Consider the following 19,024-nt stretch of genomic DNA (forward strand, 5'->3'; position numbering starts at 1 on the left):
CGCTGAGATTCAGCGCTATCAGCCATCATAATGCAAAACTAATTGACTCATTATGGAGTACATTTTTGATTTGCGGGGGGATAATTTCATCTAATGTTTTAGGTTCTGATTCTTTATGTGAAAGAGCAGCAACTTTTCTGGCTTCCTGATGCTTATTTATCAGTATTAATTGAGATTCAAACTCGAACAGCTCAGCCATACCATTAATCCGCTTTACGTAGAAACATTCTCTTTTTTCTTCTTCTTTGATCGCACCATCGATAAAAGAAATTTGTTGTTTTAGGGATTCCACTTGACCAGATATTTGTTCACGTAATTGTTCGAGTTGTGTCGCAAGAAGATGCCAATTTTCATTTAGATTGGGGCCAAAATTATTTTGCAATTTTTGATTTGGCCTTTCTAGTAGCATGTCAAATTCACAGCGCCAGTCTTCCATATTTTCGGGTGTTATTAGATAGCTTGAAAAATAGGAAGAAATGTTACCAAAAATCGATTTCGGTTTTGTTCCATCGACCATTCTTTCATGCAAATCTCTAAAATTAATTTTTAGTATAATATCCTGAATTTGATCAATTTCTTCTGATTTTAAATTCGGAAAATTAAATTGTTTCATTAATTCCCTATCAAGGAAACACTGACGAATTTCATCAGAAAAAGCGCTCAAATCATGAGGTAAATCAGCAGTTATCCATGCTTTTATAGTCAGGATTTTTTTTATTTCTTCCTGAAATTGTTCGGGAAATTGCTCAGCATTTACAGCAGCTTTGGATTCTAATTTAAGAAGAGGTAATTTTTCTTTAATAACCTTTTCTATCTTCGAAAGTTGCTCCATTGCCTGAATCAATCTTAACTCTATCACCTCGCGTTCTTTTGAAAGCTCCTGTTTACGTGAATGATATTGTGTAAAATCCTGGAGTAAAGGGTGGGAACCAGAACCTTGAATAACTAAATCAAAATAATCACGATATCCATTATGGCCCTCCTCAAAGTAAACTTCACTCACTTCAAAACCCTGAAACCCCTTAAGTTTTTCTTTAAAGTTCTCCGCTTTTTCAATTAAGTATTTATTTGGATTTTCCCATTCTGGGTGTTTCTGGCTGAATGTCTCACAAAGGATACGGATTTCACCTCGTAGCTGGATCACCTGTTTATGTAATTTAGAACCTGTTCTGGATAATTCAGCAACCTTCTGTGAGAGATAAAAATATGCTTCATGAAAAGCATAGATTGTCTTGTTGCCGCTTAGCGTGCTGTTTAAAGTTTTTTTAATCACGTCCCATTCATCATCATTTTTTAAAGTTCTGTCTTCCTTCTCCATGGTAGTAATCGTAGTGTGCATTCTATCTACCATTAATCCAGAGAAAGACTCTTCTTTACACCTTTGGATGAAGTCGACATCCAAATCGCTTTCGGAACCCAACGCGGTTACCTGATTGAGGGTTGTTAAAGTTTTTTTAATGAGCGTACGGGTATTCTTATGGCCAAAAGAAAATATCCATAGCCCTTCCAGTTTTGATTCATGTTTGGCTAAAATCTGGTATAAATTCTTAATTGCCAGTTGTCGTTCCTGAATATTTGCTTTTTTCACGATATGGGTAGCATGCAATATTTCGTTGGCCGCAGCAGTCACCGCAGAGCGTTCAAGCAAATAGCCTAAGCCCCTATTTTCCTTCATGGCCCAAGAAAGCGAGTGTTCCAGATCATCGACAATTTCTTCGATTACATTATCAAAATAGAATTTTTTTAAATCTTTGATATCGGTTGTTTCCTCAAGCCCCACTTCTTGGTAAACCTTTAACAATTCCTGAATTATAGGTTGCATGGCATATTTTTCTGAAAAGCATGCTTCTGGTAGGTATCGATTACCGTAATCCACTAAAAGACCCACAAGAACTTCTAAATTGGGAGCATTCATAGCTTGTTCCGCTAAAATTTCCCGGATCGATTTTTTTAAGTAGCGGTTATTCTTAATGATATGGGTCATGTCTGCAGCAAATAATTTCACCTGGCTTGTCGCAAAAGCTGTGCGGTTCGTTTCAACATCACCATCACCGAACCGCAACATGGCTCCGCTGACTTCCATTCCGGATTCAAGATATCGTCGCGCTTTTTTCTTCTCGGCAAGACGAACTTTTTTGCTGTCTCTATGGGTTAATCGATGTAGTTGAATTTGCTCTCTTAAAGACACCCCATCCAAATAGCGGCATCGCAGATCATTAATAGAGTCTGCTACAATGACATTTTTGGCTTTATTTTTTAAAAATTCCCGCTGTATCTCCCAAAGAGAATTCACGCTGATTTCATAAATCGCCAGGGCCTCATCTAATGCCCCAGTCTGGATTTGTTTATTGGCATCCCGGCATGCAAAAGCATGTGGATATCCGGAGGAAGTCAGATGGCGACAGTTGTCCCATTGCTCATTCAAAGAAAGAATAAATTCATTTCTTTTCCTTAAGAGTTCCCCATCCAATAAGCTCCATTCTGATTTTGGATAAACAAGATGCAAAAACTCCTTCCATTCTTGAAATTGTTCTAACACGACTTGCTGTATACTGGAAACCCTTTGCAAATAATCATGCGCCACTGCAAGATCTTCATCCTGCAGCTTTTTTAGTTCTGCTGTTTCAGCAATCATTTTTTTACGATCGCCCTCTGTTTCATAATTCCAAAATTTTGTGGTGAATGAACCTTGTTGATCATAAAAGACAACGTGCTTACCCGGTCTGTTTTTTCCCGAAATACAGTGAATGATTTGTTCCGTTGTCTCTGAATTTTCCAAGTCGGTTTGGATTGATAAAAACCCTTCAGGGCATTTCGTTTTAAACTGAAGACGCGCTACCACATCTGAAGAAACGAGAGTTATTTTATTGTACTTTCCTGAATGGTTTTTAACCCACTTTTCAGTGTCCAAACCAACTTTATCACATACAGAAATGTCCTTTTCAGGGAAAACAGCTTTCAATTTTTTCTCAATCTTCCTTAGTTCTTGAGGGTTCTTTGTAATAATAATTACCGGTTGATTACTTTCAGCGCAAATAATATATTTTTTTATGGCATTCAGAGAAGCTTCTGGATTAGTAATATTTTTCCGATGTAAGGCTGTATTTTTGCTATGAACCTGCAATTGAAAGCCACCATTCACGTCGAGCAGCGCACAGTGTTGCGCTATCTTTTCTTTTTTGCATAGATCTTTGGAAAGATAAATAATACGTCCCTGCTTTTTATAATCATCAGTTAAATCTTTAAAAGAAACTGAATTGACAATAGTTCTTTCTGGTTCAATATCAAATTCCAAACCAGAATATTCTAATCCTAAGCGAGCCGCTAAAAATTGTTGCTCCATAAAGCTCGTGTGAGTCTGTGGATTTTTTTGAGACAGGGGGATTGCAACATGGTGTGGTGTTTTTGAGGGTATAATAACAAAATCTTCCCCTTCAATGTAAGTTTGGGCTGTAATCGCTGAATTTAACCATAAATGATATTTAGTTTCAGACAGGAGGTTTAATTGTTTTTTCTGCCATCCTGTCTCTGCCTGCAGGTATAAGAACTCCTTTAACTCAGTAATATCCTTTTCTTCGCTCCAAGCATCTGTTTCATAAAGTGATCTAAATTTTTTTTGCTGAATAAACTGATTTACCAAAGGATAAACCCAGGCATAGGGATTATCATTTTCTTCATCTTCAGTTCCAGATGTAAGATTAAATAATACTCTCTCGTCAAATTCTGAAAAATCGGCTCCATAAAGAATTAAGTTACTGGATAAAACACGTCCTTCTTTGTACGCCGTTAAGTCTTCATTTTCCTTTTTGGCGCGAGATCGATATAAAGCCAAATCACCTGGAGTAGAATAATTGATACCTCCTACTTGATAAGTACCTTTGGGTGATCCCGCTTTAATGCTGCTCGAAGTAATACCCAGGGAAGTAAAAAAATATTGGTCTTGGTTTAAAAAAGTTTCGTCCTGTATATGTTGACTGGGAGCACAAACATCGACTGTGCCCCCATCCGCTTGTACCCATTGCATTACGGCAAATAAGGCAGCCGAAATGTGATTACCCTCTTCATCATCGATTTCCATCAAAAGATTTTTTTGATTCTTTAAAGAAATTAAAATGGCGAGGATTTGGGTAGGTTCTGGAAATTTTCCTGTAGCCCGAAAATATTGTTCCCTCAATACGGCAAGCAATTTCAACTGGTTCTTTAACTTTTCATGATTATCAGAATTTTGTTTTCTTAGTGCAGCAATCAATGTATTGGATAATTCACGCAGCTCAGCACGGCTAACTTGAGTTAAGTTTTTATAAATTTTAATTGGGCTTGTTGCTGAATCAGTCCCTACACATAATGAGAAAGGTTGCTCTTTCCCTATTGCATTCACATAAGTTAATTGCTGTGCTAAATCATATTGTTCCTGGCTATTCAAAGGAGTATCTTCAAATATATTTTTAATTTGGGCAATGCTTTGTTTCATTTTTGAAGATTCAAACTGCTCCTCTATAATTTGTGACGAATCTTTTAAAATGATACCAAAAGAATTGGTTTGCGGGGCACGTCCTGATTTTGGATCTTTATCAAACCCATTCGCATAAACAGGGATATCTTTTACATAACCATTTAATATTTTTATAAATGATTTCAAATGGGGGTATGGCGGAAAATCAAATAAATGAGTCAACTCATCGAGATGCATAGGATTTAATTCAAGGCCTGCTTCCACATCCAGCAACAGGTGAATATTGTTTTCCGATGTCCCTTCTGCAAGTTTAAGTAGTATTTTTGCCCATTTATTTAATTCAGAATCATTTAAATCTTTCAATGTATCAAGAATATGATTGTATCGAACCAACTCATCATGACTTCCTTTGACACATGTTCTCAACAATAAAGTTAGTAAAGGCACCCGTGTTAACAGGGTGGTCTTCGTTTGAATCATCATTGAGGTTTTATCAATGACTTTCTTCAATTCCTGACCATCGATTTCAGGACCAGCTGCTTTGATGACATCAATTAACGCAGTGAATAACTCCTGGGATTCCTTTTTATCGATTTCAGGAAAAGACTTCATTCCTATTAACTGGTTTAATGGAAGTACCGATTTTTGGGATAGATTATGAGCCACGGAACAATGCAATAAATTAACATAGGCTTCCTGCCCAAGCTCTTCTTCAAATGTCGTTAAGTATGCAACCTCGTTTAAAGTATCTTCTAATTGTTTTTGCGAATATTCGGGGATTGTATTTAATAGGTGACTAATTATTTTTAGGGGAGACACGACTGAGATTGGGGTTCTTTGACTTAAGCTTAAGAGTAAATTATTGATATGTAACGGAGAGAAATCAATGTTTCTGGATTTGAGTACCTTGGTTATGTCTGATAATAATGGTACACATTGATGATATTCTATATTATTTTCATTTTTAATAAGGATGAGGGTACTGATCAAATGATTCACATGACCGATTTGCTGCTCTAAATCCATCAATACTTTATCATTAGATAAATCAGTTTCAAAACCTTTAATAGAACCAAGTAAATAGTCCACGAAATCTACATCGTTAACATGAAGCGACTTTAAAGCAGTATTTAATTTCGATTGACAAAGGGCCTTAAGCCGGGCCTTCAGAACAGTCAAGAAAGATTGCTTACTAAAAAATTCACTTCCCAAGAGTTGCGTCATTTGTATTTTTTCTTGGGGGTATCCTGAGAGCGTCCAGGCAAACCATCTGCTGTTTAAAAGTTTCTTTACTTCTTGCTCTTCTTCAACCAAAGCATCGAAGACAGCACTGGGAACAACAGGTTTTCGTCGCAAATAATACAAAACAACTAGATGTGCTTGCATCCAGGGTTCGATATAACTTTTTAATTTTTCTGGAAAAGCCGCAAACTTATCATCAAGCTGCCATTCTTCATAATTTTGTAGCAATAGATTGAAAAGATTGATTTCTGTTTCTTTTTGGGGTTCGTGCCCTATCTTCAAGTCAGGTAATTCTGTTTGAATGATATGTAAAATAGCAGCCGTTTGATGTGGGACAGAGGGCATGGAATTTAAAATTAGATCAGCCTGAGCCACTTTATTCACTGTACTGATTAGTTGATCCAGGGTGGGTAAGCGATAGGAATCTTCTATTTTGATGTTTGTGAAAATCGAAAGCACTTGCTTGCGACGCTCGGCAGGTATATTTTGCAATTCCTGAGCCAAAATTTTGATTTTTGCCTCAAATTCATTGTCTACTTCATCTTGTGTCACTTCGGGTATTTTATCATTTACCAAAGACAGAAGTGTTACAAACTGAGATAAAGGTTCCGGTTGGTCGTGAAATCGCTCTGATAAAAAATGATTTAATTTGGAAGGTGGAATTAAATGGTTTAATAAATGGGACAAAGCAAATTTTTGGATAGGTAGGGCTTTTGTTTTCTCAACAGCAAATCGGTTTTCATAATTATCTAAAATCGCATAAGCCGCAGGTCCATAAATTGCAATAACATCCAATACAAGTTCAATTTTTTTCTGAAACTCATCACTCATTTGTTCTGAATCAATCCCTTTGTTTTCCCGCGTCCGTAACAATGATTCGATTATTCGTACGAATTCATCCGCAGACGGCATAGATTCCCAACTGAGGTGCGCTAAAGATCTTGCAAAAGTGTTAAGTATTGGGAATAGATAATGATTCAAATCCACATTCAAGTCATTTGAGGCGATTAATTGGCTTATTAAAGTTTTAAATTGAAGGCAGGGGTCCTCGAGTTGAGAACATGCGTGCTTGCCTGTTGTCAAAAAAAGAGCAATATTCAATAATAATGCTTTATTTTTATGATTGAATTTATCGTTTTTGCTAATTTCTTGCTCAATTCTTTGATATACTTCATGTTGAAAGGCCCACTCCTGAACACCGACAAACCGATAAAAACGAGTCAGACATTCATCATATGGAAGATCAATCTGCACTAACCAGGCATAGACATCGTGGGGATTCCTTGGTACCGAAAAATCAGGGATGTCTTCTTCAAGTCTTAATAGATTCATTTCTCGTGTAATGAGCTGATAATGATTACGGCTGGCGAGGCAAGCAGCATCAAGATCAATGTCATCTAAATAAGTGAGTTGCTCTTCAGGATCACTGCTGTTGTGGATAAGATAAAGAATACAAGCCAATGAATGCTTCATATGCCCTTTATTTTTTACTCTGCAGGCTAAAGGTAATGTCAGGTTCTTTTGATCTAATTGGTCAAGAAAATAGGAATAGGCAAGAAATAAATCATCAAATTGTGTGGGAATTCCAGCAGCTTTATGGAGGGAAACTAAATGAGCCCACCATGTGTGTTGTTCGTTACTTAACGCCGTTAATTTTTTGAGACTGTTTAAGCCTTCTGTGGACACAATGGTTAGATAGTTTTCCGGTTTATCTAAAAAAAGATCATTAAAATCCTTGAAAAGTTCTTTATCATGTAATGCTTTAAATTGTTGTAGTAAAAGCAAAACACCATCGGCCCCTGTATGGAGTAACACTTGGGCCAGTCCTTGATAGTTTTGATCAGATAGAGGCAGTGTCTGTAATAATCTAATCCATTTCAGTTTAGAGGAGTCATACCCCGTAAAATGTGATAAAAGAGAAATGAAAACAGATTGACGTTGCTCAGGCAATGTTCCGCTATCGAGCAAATCATGAAACTCTGTTTTAAACCGGCGTCTTTGTTCCTCATCCTTCCATGCCATTTTAATCTGATGATACGAACCGGTTATAGGACGTACATCAAGCGGAGATAGCTTAAGATTGTCTGTCAAAGGAGTATTTTCTATAGAATATTGATTGTGGGGTTCCTCTTCATTCTTCCGCTTTCTTGGGATTGCCCTTTGCTTTTGATGCTCCGTTTTAATGGTGTAAGGTGTTGGATATTGAAGCTGTAATGCAATACGTGGCGCATAGGTTCCTTCAACCCAGTTTTTTTTGGTTTTTCGAATACTGGGGGGATGGGTTGAAATTATTGATGGGCCAGTTAAATCGATGATTTGTTTCTGGAATTCATGAGAGAATTTTTGTCGTTTACAGATCAGATATAAATTATCAAAAGTTAACTGATATTCTGATTGTTGTGGAGAAAATTCAAACCTGTAGAGTAAAGGGCGCTCTGGATTTAAAAAGAATTGAGCCAGCTCATTAAAATTTTCTTGGGAAAATTCCTCTAATTCTAAAAGCAGGGTGACTTCACCAGAAAATAATTTGTCGTGCTCGTAGTTGGTTTGCAAGTAAACTAAAAAGTCTCTGACATGATTAAAGTTATTGTTGTCCAGAGTGATTTTCATGAAACCCTATTCCTCCAAATAATCAATATTAAGAGCTTATTATTCAAATAATGCTCAAAATATATCAGGATTTTGATAAATAAAATATGAAAAAATATAGGTTTAGTTGAGAATTGATTAAAATACATCTAAAACCGCATTCAAGAGCTGTTGCGTGTAGGGTTGTTTCGGAGATCTAAAAATAGTTTCGCATTGCCCAGCCTCAATTCCTTTCCCATTTTTCATGACTAATACTTCATCTGCAATATAGGAAACTACCCCCATATTATGCGTGATAAATAAATAGGAAATTCCAGTTTCCTGTTGTAATTCTTTTAATAAATTTAAAATCTGAGCCTGCACCGATACATCCAGGGCACTAGTGGGTTCATCGCAGATTAAAACATCGGGTTCTGTAGCAAGAGCGCGGGCAATACAAATTCTTTGTCTTTGACCACCGGAAAATTGATGGGGGTAGCGATGCAAACTACCGCTAGGCAGATTCACCTGATCCAGCAATACTTTTTGTCTTTTCTTGATTATCGAACGCTTTAGCCCTTGTGCATGCATTCCTTCTGCAATAATGTCACCAACAGTCATCCGTGGGTTCATGGAAGAAAATGGATCTTGGAAAATAATTTGCACCTTTTTTCTGTACTCTCTTAATAAACGTCCTTTTAGTGTCAAAACATCCTGTCCTTTATAATTGATTTCCCCGCTGGATATAGGCAATAAACGCAACAAAGCACGACTTGCTGTCGTTTTTCCACATCCTGATTCCCCCACTAAGGCTAATGTTTTTCCTTTCGATAAATGAAAGGACAGATCATCTACTGCCTTAAAATTTGTTTTATTATGGCTGAATATCCCTTTTTTCTGAACAAAAACAACAGTGAGATGATTGACTTGAAGTATGGTTGGAGTCTCATTAGTTTCGTCCTTCCAGCCTATTTTATTTTTTTGCAGAGGCGGTAATTCCTCCAGTTCGGGATATAAATGACATCGCACCAATCTCTCTTTTTGCTCCTGAAGTTTCGGCTCCTCCAGAGAACAACGTTCAAAAGCATAAATACAACGAGGATGAAAACGGCAACCTGAAGGCATGTCATCCAAAGCGGGTACAAATCCACGAATGATAGAAAGCTTTTCCTCACGTTTTGCCATAGATGGTATCGAAGCCAACAACTGTTGAACATAAGGATGTTGTTTTACCCGCGAAAAAAAATGATCGACAGAAGCTTGCGCCACAACTTGTCCGGCATACATAACACAAACGCGAGAGGCCATGGCCTTTACCACGCCTAAATCATGGGTTATCAGCAATAAACTCATTTGATGCTTTTTTTGTACTTTTTTAAGCAAAGAAAGAATTTGTGCCTGTATCGTTACATCTAAAGCGGTTGTAGGTTCATCGGCAATTAAAATATCTGGTTTACACGCTAAGGCCATGGCAATAACCACGCGTTGTTTCTGTCCTCCCGATAATTGATGGGGATATTGGTGTATTTTGACCTCGGGTTGCGGCATTTCTACCTCAGAAAGCACAGATATCAATGCTTCATGCAACTCTTTTGCAGTGAACGTATGACATTGGAGCAAAGCTTCTGAAATCTGTTCGCCTATCGTCATGACGGGATTAAGCGCAGTCATTGGTTCTTGAAAAATCATGGCCATTTTGCGGCCTCTTAATTGCCGCATCATTTGTTCGGGTAAATCAAGTATGTCTTGGTCCCCGACATGTATCATACTATTGACGCCATAAACTCCGGATTTTGGCAGCAAACGCATTAAAGCCAAAGAAGTGAGTGATTTACCACAACCGGACTCACCTAATAAAACCAAAGTTTCACCAGGTTCCAAATTAAAGCTGATCTCATCCAAAGCAGACACCGTATGATGGTGGTTTTGAAAAGCGACAGAGAGTTGATGAATTTCAGCACTGTTTTTTTGCATATATTTTCTGTTTCACCTGGATGATAAATACACAATAATCCAGAAAGCTTCTTTGCTTTTCCCGGATAAAGCATTGCTGAAACCCGGGGGTTAATAATAACATCCTGATCTCTCCACTTGCACAGGAGTGGATCTTTATAATAGATTTACAAAAGGAATTTTCGTCTTTCGCCTACTGTATCATAATATATGGTAAAATAAATCCAACTTTTATTTGAGAAATATCCATGTCAGAAAACTATACTGCCCAAGCAATTGAAGTCTTAAGTGGACTAGAACCTGTTCAACGACGTCCAGGCATGTATACCGACACGACCCGTCCAAACCATTTGGCACAAGAAGTGATTGATAACAGCGTGGATGAAGTCTTGGCTGGCTTTGCGAGTAACATCCGCGTCACACTTCATGAAGATGGCTCTATTGAAGTGGAAGATGATGGCCGGGGTATGCCCGTTGATTTACATCCCCAGTTAGGCTTGAGTGGGGTTGAGGTGATTATGACTCGACTTCATGCGGGCGGCAAATTCTCAGATAAAAACTATAGTTTTTCAGGGGGATTGCATGGAGTAGGTGTTTCAGTAGTGAACGCACTCTCTGAACGTCTTGATGTGACCATTAAACGGAATGGAATTATTTATCAGATGTCTTTTGCCAATGGTGAAAAACTCTGCGAACTGAATGAAACGGGTGTTACCAAGAAAAGGGATACCGGGACGATTATCCGTTTTTGGCCTAATGCAAAATATTTCGATACTACCCGTGTTTCTTTGAAACATTTGATGCATGTGCTTCGAGCAAAGGCTGTCCTATGCACTGGCTTATCCATGACTTTTATTAATAAGGCCAGCAATGAGGAAACGCACTGGTGCTACGAACATGGTCTTGTGGATTATTTAAACCAATCATTACCTGATGGGGATTACTTACCTGAAGAACCCTTTAGCGGGGAGTTTAGGAGCGACGAAGCAACTGTAGATTGGGCTTTAGTGTGGTCTGGCGGCGGCTCGAGCGGTTTTAATGAAAGTTATGTCAATCTAATTCCTACGATTCAGGGCGGCACCCACGTTAATGGCCTTCGATCCGGATTATTCGATGCGATGGCTGAGTTTTGCGAACTTAGAAATTTATTGCCTCGAGGAGTAAAGCTTACAGCAGATGATCTTTGGGAGCCTTGCCAGTACGTATTATCCGTTAAAATGAAAGAACCCCAATTCGCAGGCCAAACCAAGGAAAGACTCAGTTCACGCCAAATTTCTGCATTTGTCAGTAATGTCGTCAAAGATGCTTTTGCTTTATGGCTTAATCAACACAGAAATCAGGGAGAAGCGATTGCCTCTCTGGCAATAGAACGGGCACAAAAACGTTTAAAACAAGCCAAACAAGTAGCTCGTAAAAGAGTAAGCCAAGGTCCTGCCCTTCCTGGTAAATTGGCTGACTGCCTCCAGACTGATTTGACTCAAGCTGAATTGTTTTTAGTAGAAGGGGACTCCGCTGGAGGATCAGCCAAACAGGCACGTAATAAAGATTTCCAAGCCATTTTACCTTTACGGGGTAAAATCCTTAATTCCTGGGAAGTGGATTCGTCTCAGGTACTGGCCTCTCAAGAAATTCATGATATTTCTGTTGCAATCGGTGTAGATCCGGGATCTTCAGATCTGAGCAGTCTTCGGTATGGTAAAATATGTATTCTTGCTGATGCTGATTCAGATGGCGCACATATTGCCACGCTAATTTGCGCTTTATTTGTACGCCATTTTAAGCCATTAGTCCAGGCTGGGCATGTATTTGTAGCGATGCCGCCCCTATATCGAATTGATGCAAATAAAGATGTTTATTATGCATTGGATGAAGAGGAAAAAAATCGTATTTTAAATAAATTGGCACAAAAAACACGAGCAAAAGCCAATGTTCAACGTTTTAAAGGTTTGGGGGAAATGAATCCTCTGCAACTTCGGGAAACGACAATGGATCCGAATACTCGAAGGTTGATTCAATTAACCATGGAAGATGAGGCTGGTGCAGAAGCAATAATGGATATGATGTTGAATAAAAAAAGAGCTGGCGATAGAAAACTCTGGTTAGAGAACAAAGGTAATTTGGCTGAAATTTAAATTTGATTGTTCGTAATCAAAATACGGTGACGGCCGAGCATCGTTGTATGCTCTAGCTCACCATTTGAATAATGGAATTAAATTAGAATAATCATCTGTCCATAGAAACTGTTCATTGCTTGCATTGAATTTCCAATTCGTTTCTTTTAACAGTTGCAATGCCAGATGCTCATTAGAAGTTAAGAACGCCCATTCCGAATTAAATTGACCTAATTTTAGATTCCCTGGATTATGGACATATAAGACCATCAACTCTAAGGTTCTACCCGCTGCATTAATGACTGGCAATAATTGCAAGTGCCGATTACTTAAATGAATCAAAATACCCCCTTCCTTCTTCATTTTTCGCTGGTATAGGATAAATGATTCAAGAGTTAATAAATGAGCGGGGATTGCATCTGAATTGAAGGCATCAATCACCAATAAATCTTGGGAGTTGTTGGATAAATGTTCTACAGCCAATCTCCCATCTTCTTTAATAAGATCTACCTTTGCGGGACAATCTCTTAGGTAAGTAAATAATTGATCATTTTTAGCAAGATCAATCACTTGTTCATCAATCTCTACGACTTTGACTTGATCCTCTTTCCGGAATTGGCAAATCATGGTCCCGATACCGAGGCCAATAATAGTTGCTGACAAAGTACTCCTTGTCTGCTGCATGATGGCAACGATTGGCTCACTCACCCCATAATAAGAGGTTAAGCCACTTGGTTTTTTTTCCCCCATGGCTTGTAATCCGTGAATTGTTGACTGACTCATCAAGACATGGATGCCTTGTTTATCAATCACCTTTTTTACTCCGTAGAAATTTCGAATTTGTAATAAAATGGCATCCTCCTGTAATAAGGGAGAAAAAATAAAAGTAAATAAAATAAATAAAGATAAAATCAAACTGCTCTTATTGTTTTGCCATATCACAATGACAATGAGTGCGGCAAGAGCGCATACTTGGAAAGAAGATAGCCCTCCTGGCCAATGGATCCCGATAAGGCTGTAGTGCAACAGCAGAATAACCAAAACTGCCAAGGGAATCCAAAAATTATTACCTTTTGATCGCTTCGGTAAAGCAAATAAACTCAATAATATAGCCAAAGGATATTCATAAATTTGATCAAACCAATGCGGAGCCAAAATTCCATTAAATATTCCAGCGAGTGCCCCACCCAATGCAAGGCAAAAATAATATAAAGTGAGCCATTGAGGTTTAGGCCTGCTGATGAATAATTGACGATGGCAAAGCAGAGATAAAATAAAAAAATTTAATAAATGAAACAAAATGTTATGCCAAACTTTCATTTGTCCTGAATTTAAAATAAAACCAATCATGGGAAAAATTAGAAAAAAAATACAGTTTCGTGAAATCCAGGGCAAAGTAACCCATGACTTTTTTTGAAATACCAGTACAAAAGTGAGCAGATACAAAGCCAAAGGCAAGACCCAAAATAAGGGTGTTGCCGCAATATCCGTAGTGATATATAGAGTTACTCCAAGCATTAAACTGCAAGGAACAAAGCTTAAAAAAACCCAATAGAAAATACTTTGCCAAGGCCAGGCTTCTGATACCCCTTTTTGCTCTTTCAAGGGTTGATAACGATAGATGCCAATGAGACAACATAACAAAAGGACATAAAGAACATACCCTATATTCCACAAATAAAATTGTTTTTTTAATCCAATAAAACGCTCCACCATCCAAGGGTAAGCTAATAAAGACAACAAACTCCCTAAATTAGAAGCTGCATATAGAAAATAGGGATCAGCAGCATCTTTTTCCTTGGTCTGGCTGTATGCAAATTGTAATAAAGGAGCTGATGCACCAATAATGAGTAGAGGCACTCCTAATTGGGCCAGTAAACTGGAGAGGATGCTCCATTCAGGGGATTCATGAAGATATAAGGGGTGAAAAGCAAGAGGTAAGGCAAATAAACTCAGGACTACAAGTACTATGTGTGTGATGCGCCATATCAGAGGATTATAAAAAATTCCCAGCACTGAGACATATCCATACGCGACTAATAACAGGATTTGAAAAAAAAGCATACAGATCGTCCATACGGCAGGACTCCCTCCATAAACGGGCAACAAAGATTTAGCTACCATAGGCTGAATGCTGAATAAAAGAACGGCGCTTAAGAATAAACTGATGGGGAAAAGAAACCGCACGAAGTCATCCTTGGGGTAGATAATCCTAATTAATAGAAACATTGTATGATTACGCTATTGGATATTCAACTTAGCCACATCATGATTATTTCCTTTTTAAACTTTTAAAATAGAGTCCTACCGGTTATATTTATTATTAGATCTTTCACCGGAGTAACTATGGACGGTTTTCCCGATGTCGATGTGACCAATTATGAACAGATAAGAAACTCTATTAAAACAGGGGACCTTCTATTTGCTTCAGGAAATTCATTAATGTCGACCATGATTAAGGGTGCTACGAACAGTGTGTGGAGTCATATTGCCTTTATTGTACATTTAGTTGCGGTGGATCGAATAATGGTTATGGAGAGTGTTGAAACCGTTGGGGTGCGCACTGTTCCCCTAAGCAATTATGTCCGTAATTACAATGGAAGCGGCCAAGGTTATCCAGGAAGGCTCATGTTGGCTCGTTATCAAGATTTTCCAACAGACTCCCTACACAATCTTTCCAAACAAGCAATTGATTTGCTGGGGTTTCCTTACAATACTGAAGAAATACTTAGGATTGCTGCACGAATCGGAATGCACGCCTTTGGTTTTGATAAAGCAAGCCCAGAAGTCATTTCACAAAAAGCATTTATCTGTTCTGAATATGTTTATATCTGCTACAAATCTATTGGCATAACAATCGATTACGATAAGTCAGGGTTTATTGCACCGGCAGATTTTGCACGTGCCCCTAAAGTGAAACCTCTAGGCTATATCACTACTCTGGCAAGTTAAATCCTGAAAAAAATATAAGGCAAAGGTAATTAAATAACAATACAGCGACAACTGGAAGAGGTGCTTTCTTTTTCCTTTAGCGAGAGATATTGGATTTCGTCCTTTAAAGCGATAGGGAGACCGTTAAATTTAAGGTTACTTTTAGTGATTGCAAACATGGACAATCGAGACAGAGGGGACACTTGATTCAAAATAAAAAAGTTTTCAGGTGACAATTGACTGCATCTTTTTTCTGATGCCGGTATCTTTGGAGGATCAAATTTTTCATCAAGCGCCTTTAAGTATTCAAAATAAACAGCTAAAGTATAAGACGCATAGGGAGTTATATATAAAGGGCTGTTGGTTGCTCTCTGAATCACTGGCAATACCAACATCCAAACCTCGGAATATTGTATTTGCTGACTTTTCAGGGCTTTTAACGCTTTGTGATAGTTCTTAAGCCAGTCCTTACTTCTTTCAATATATCTTTGATAGGTATCCCCTCCTACAGAAGAAGGGGAAAGAGTTTTGTATTTAGAAATTTGAAGCGAAACCACCATGTTTAGGGCGCCTTTAATCATTTGCTCTAAATTTAAATAGGGGCAAAATTCTCGATGTTGTAAGAAGAAAATCATCGCTTCGAACACATCCATATTCACTTCACAAGAATGACGTGTTGACTTAATATCGCCATGGAGCGCCTGAATAAATTTTTTAGAAAAGAGTTCCTCTAATTCAAGTAAGTTATATTTTTCCGTCATAAAGCCCCAAAATTTTGAACAACACATTCCATTGGGAAATAGGCCTGCATTCATAAGCCGTGGAATCGAAAAGTCTGTTTTTATTTTTCATCTGAAGCGGACTCCCCTATGCTTTTACAATCCTTTTCACCAAAAATAGCGGAGTAAAAACGGTAGTGCTTAAATTCCAATAAATTATTACTGGGATCTTTTAAGAAAAAGGATTGATGTTCAATACGAGTATCCTTAAAACGTGTTTTCAATGGAATTTCAAAAGAAATACCATTTCTTTGAATTCTGGTTTGAAAGTCTTCAAATTCATCCCGCTCTAGAAAAATTAATCCAAAATGCCGTGGGTAAATGCCATCTTGTAAGGGTGGTAGCCTTTCAATTTGATGCGCCACAATTTGATGATTACCAAACTCAAAAATGAGGGCATGATGTGATTCCCTTCCTAAAGAAAAACCCAATTTATTTTGATAAAAGTCTTTGGCCAGATTAAGGTCGTGCACTGGAAAAGCCAGATGAAATAATGTATTCATAGGATTCAATGTGTTATTTAGTTATATTTTTAGAATTTTTACTCGTACTTTCTACTGAATTCATAGCAAACTCCTATTGTTGTTTTATTCTATAATGTAAACAAAGTCAGGCAAAGCAATATAATATTTATGTTAATTCATGAATAAGTATGTAAAAATATTTATTTTTTACCTTAGGTTTCCAGATAAAATGCATTTAAGTACAGTATTTAACTCTCTGATTCATATTGATGTTTACTTGAATACGATTGTATCCACATATGGGTTTTGGACCTATTTACTATTGTTCGCAGTCGTTTTTTGTGAAACGGGTTTGGTAATCACACCTTTTTTACCTGGGGATTCGCTACTTTTTGCTGCAGGCAGCATTGCAGCGCAACCTGGAAACCCATTACAAATTTCCTTTTTATTCCTCTTATTATTTCTTGCATCCGTACTAGGAAACCAAATTAATTTTTTAATAGGGCGATTATTGGGACCCCGTATTTTTGCGACGGATAAATCCTGGCTACTTAATAAAAAACATTTACAGGATACCCATCAATTTTATGAAAAGCATGGGGGTAAAACCATTATTTTTGCCCGTTTTCTTCCTATCATTCGCACATTTGCCCCTTTTGTCGCAGGTATAGGTACCATGCGTGTGGTCCATTTTTCCCTATATAATGTATTAAGCGCGTTAATCTGGATTTTTAGTTTGTTAAGTCTTGGGTATTTTCTGGGTTCAATTCCCTTGGTTAAAGAAAATTTTGCCCTAGTAATTTATGGAATTATTTTCCTTTCTCTTTTACCTCCTATTATCACTTTGTTCCATCGAAAAAGAACCTGGGGTGAATAGATGCATCCCCACTCCTTTATTGAGAGTCTACCAGGTAAAACACCGAATCGAACACTTATAAAATAAAGGATAATTCATGAGTGATAAATTCCTGGTGGAACCTTGCTAATAGATTCTCATAATGTTTAGAAACATCATTTAAATTTTTCTTGGTTTCATTCGTGTTAAGTATTTCTTTGAATAACATCGTCCTGAAAGAATGTGGATGGGTTTTTCCATTACTATTATTTTCCAAAAAATCAATTAAATATTTTTTAGCTTGATCAAGATCTTTCATATTTGAAAAATCGATGCTAAATTTTCTGGCTCTTATTCTACCCTCTTCACCATGCCGATGGAAAAATGAAAAAACTATACCCTCACTATAACTACAATAATCAATTACAGCTCGGTTCACTAACCGAATCAATTGATTTAATTCGTCCTGATTTTCTTTTGATGTAGGCATCTGAGCAGAGGTTGTTGATAATCTTTCTATGTACTCCTGCTTGTTTAAAGATGGGGTTTGCTTGGGCTTTTCTTTTTGTTGGGGCGAATCTGGCTGCAGAGTTGTACTCGGCGCATTTTTTAACGGCTTTGGAGCTGTGGATAAATCAGTTGGCCTGGTGCTAATCAGAGGAGATATGGTACCTAAAGAAGTTCTGATTGGTTGCTCGATTGTGTGGGTCAATTGTTTAGATACTCTAACCCGTGTCGTCCAGTGTATGTTACTTTCATTTCTTAAGGTAATTACTGGATAAGCGGGTTTGTCCTGTCCATCCAGATGTCCTATGACATGTAGATTGACATGAAGCTGATCTGCTATTTCTTTCAAATCAGAATGAGTAGCCCATCTGCCTTGTTCTTTAATCTTTTCGACGCCTTTTAGTATGACTGAATCTACATTGGCTTTATTGGCAAATATGATGTCTTGGTAAAATATTTCCTTCACATAAGCAATTTGAATTTGGCGTGCTTCTTTTTCATCTTTTTCTTGAATTTTGGGTAGCAGAGATTGAGCTGCCTCAATTGCTAATTCCTGAACTTCTGAAGAAAAAGCTAATTCGTTAAATTGGCTTATCTTCGCTAATGAATCCCCCCTACCTAAATAATAGTCCACCAATTCGATGAATTTGCCGAATAGAGAAGTTGCTTCAATATTAGCTCGTCCATCTCCGATACTGGCTTCCGTTATAATACGATTGATGGGGTCATTTTGATAAATAATACAGGCTATGCTTCTCAAAGACATTTGTAATTTGAATAGAAGATCTTTCTTATAATGCCTTGGGGAACGAGACAATTGTTCTAAATCAATCTCAAGAATTTCTTGCAAGCTTGTGTTTTGAAGACCTTGTATGACCCATTGATCATAGGTTTTGCTTTTTTCAAAAAGGCTACATTCTTTTTGAATGGTATCGATTAAACCTATAGAAAGCGCATAAAATCCGCAATCGCCACCACCTGGATTATCAATTAACAATTCACATATTTCCGGTGAAGAGTTATCTTTTCTGACTTCAGAGCTCCCCTTAATCCTTGGGTGATCTGTGCCAATATCAGTTTTGGTTACAGCCATTAATATGCTCCAGTTGCATTCTAAGAACACAAAGATGTTCACATATTATGCTACGAGATAATTTAACTCGCAATAGAATAATTATTTT

Annotated in this window: 9 protein-coding genes; 3 read left to right on the forward strand and 6 right to left on the reverse strand. The window is 37.6% G+C overall.

All coding sequences use genetic code 11. The features are described 5' to 3' along the window. Positions 1-25: 25 nt before the first annotated feature. Positions 26-8,305, reverse strand: a complete 8,280-nt coding sequence (locus BU07_RS0105510) for a hypothetical protein (RefSeq protein WP_031564097.1) — start codon at positions 8,303-8,305, stop codon at positions 26-28. A gap of 117 nt (positions 8,306-8,422) precedes the next feature. Next, on the reverse strand, positions 8,423-10,237 hold the full coding sequence (locus tag BU07_RS0105515; protein ID WP_031564098.1) for an ABC transporter ATP-binding protein: 1,815 nt from the start codon (positions 10,235-10,237) through the stop codon (positions 8,423-8,425). 227 nt (positions 10,238-10,464) lie between these two features. Between BU07_RS0105515 and parE the strand changes: the two genes are divergently transcribed. Then, positions 10,465-12,348, forward strand: coding sequence for a DNA topoisomerase IV subunit B (parE, locus tag BU07_RS0105520; protein ID WP_031564099.1), 1,884 nt, complete (start codon positions 10,465-10,467; stop codon positions 12,346-12,348). Between the two features lie 57 nt (positions 12,349-12,405). On the opposite strand, the gene BU07_RS0105525 is transcribed toward parE, so the two are convergent. Continuing rightward, the gene (locus BU07_RS0105525; RefSeq protein WP_035899006.1) at positions 12,406-14,556 is read right to left on the reverse strand and encodes a spermidine synthase; all 2,151 of its coding nucleotides are present in this window, start codon (positions 14,554-14,556) and stop codon (positions 12,406-12,408) included. A 117-nt stretch (positions 14,557-14,673) separates the two neighbouring features. On the opposite strand from BU07_RS0105525, the gene BU07_RS0105530 reads away from it, so the two are divergent. Continuing rightward, a complete protein-coding gene (locus tag BU07_RS0105530; protein WP_031564101.1) occupies positions 14,674-15,279 on the forward strand; it encodes a YiiX/YebB-like N1pC/P60 family cysteine hydrolase in 606 nt (201 codons plus the stop codon). Between the two features lie 29 nt (positions 15,280-15,308). Here BU07_RS0105530 and BU07_RS0105535 read toward each other — a convergent pair whose 3' ends face one another. After that, complete coding sequence (locus BU07_RS0105535) at positions 15,309-16,019, reverse strand: hypothetical protein (RefSeq protein ID WP_115262266.1); 711 nt, start codon at positions 16,017-16,019, stop codon at positions 15,309-15,311. A gap of 80 nt (positions 16,020-16,099) precedes the next feature. Continuing rightward, positions 16,100-16,540: a VOC family protein gene (locus BU07_RS0105540; protein WP_031564103.1), complete on the reverse strand. Its 441-nt coding sequence runs from the start codon at positions 16,538-16,540 to the stop codon at positions 16,100-16,102. A gap of 190 nt (positions 16,541-16,730) precedes the next feature. Here BU07_RS0105540 and BU07_RS0105545 point away from each other — a divergent pair, with 190 nt between their 5' ends. Next, positions 16,731-17,378 (forward strand): DedA family protein, encoded by a 648-nt coding sequence (locus BU07_RS0105545; RefSeq protein WP_031564104.1) that lies wholly within the window; start codon positions 16,731-16,733, stop codon positions 17,376-17,378. A 55-nt stretch (positions 17,379-17,433) separates the two neighbouring features. On the opposite strand, the gene BU07_RS16955 is transcribed toward BU07_RS0105545, so the two are convergent. Beyond that, a complete protein-coding gene (locus BU07_RS16955; protein WP_051635486.1) occupies positions 17,434-18,936 on the reverse strand; it encodes a hypothetical protein in 1,503 nt (500 codons plus the stop codon). Between the last annotated feature and the right edge of the window lie 88 nt (positions 18,937-19,024).

Origin of the sequence: Legionella wadsworthii DSM 21896 = ATCC 33877 (assembly GCF_000701265.1) — a bacterium.
In the GTDB taxonomy this organism is placed as follows: domain Bacteria; phylum Pseudomonadota; class Gammaproteobacteria; order Legionellales; family Legionellaceae; genus Legionella; species Legionella wadsworthii.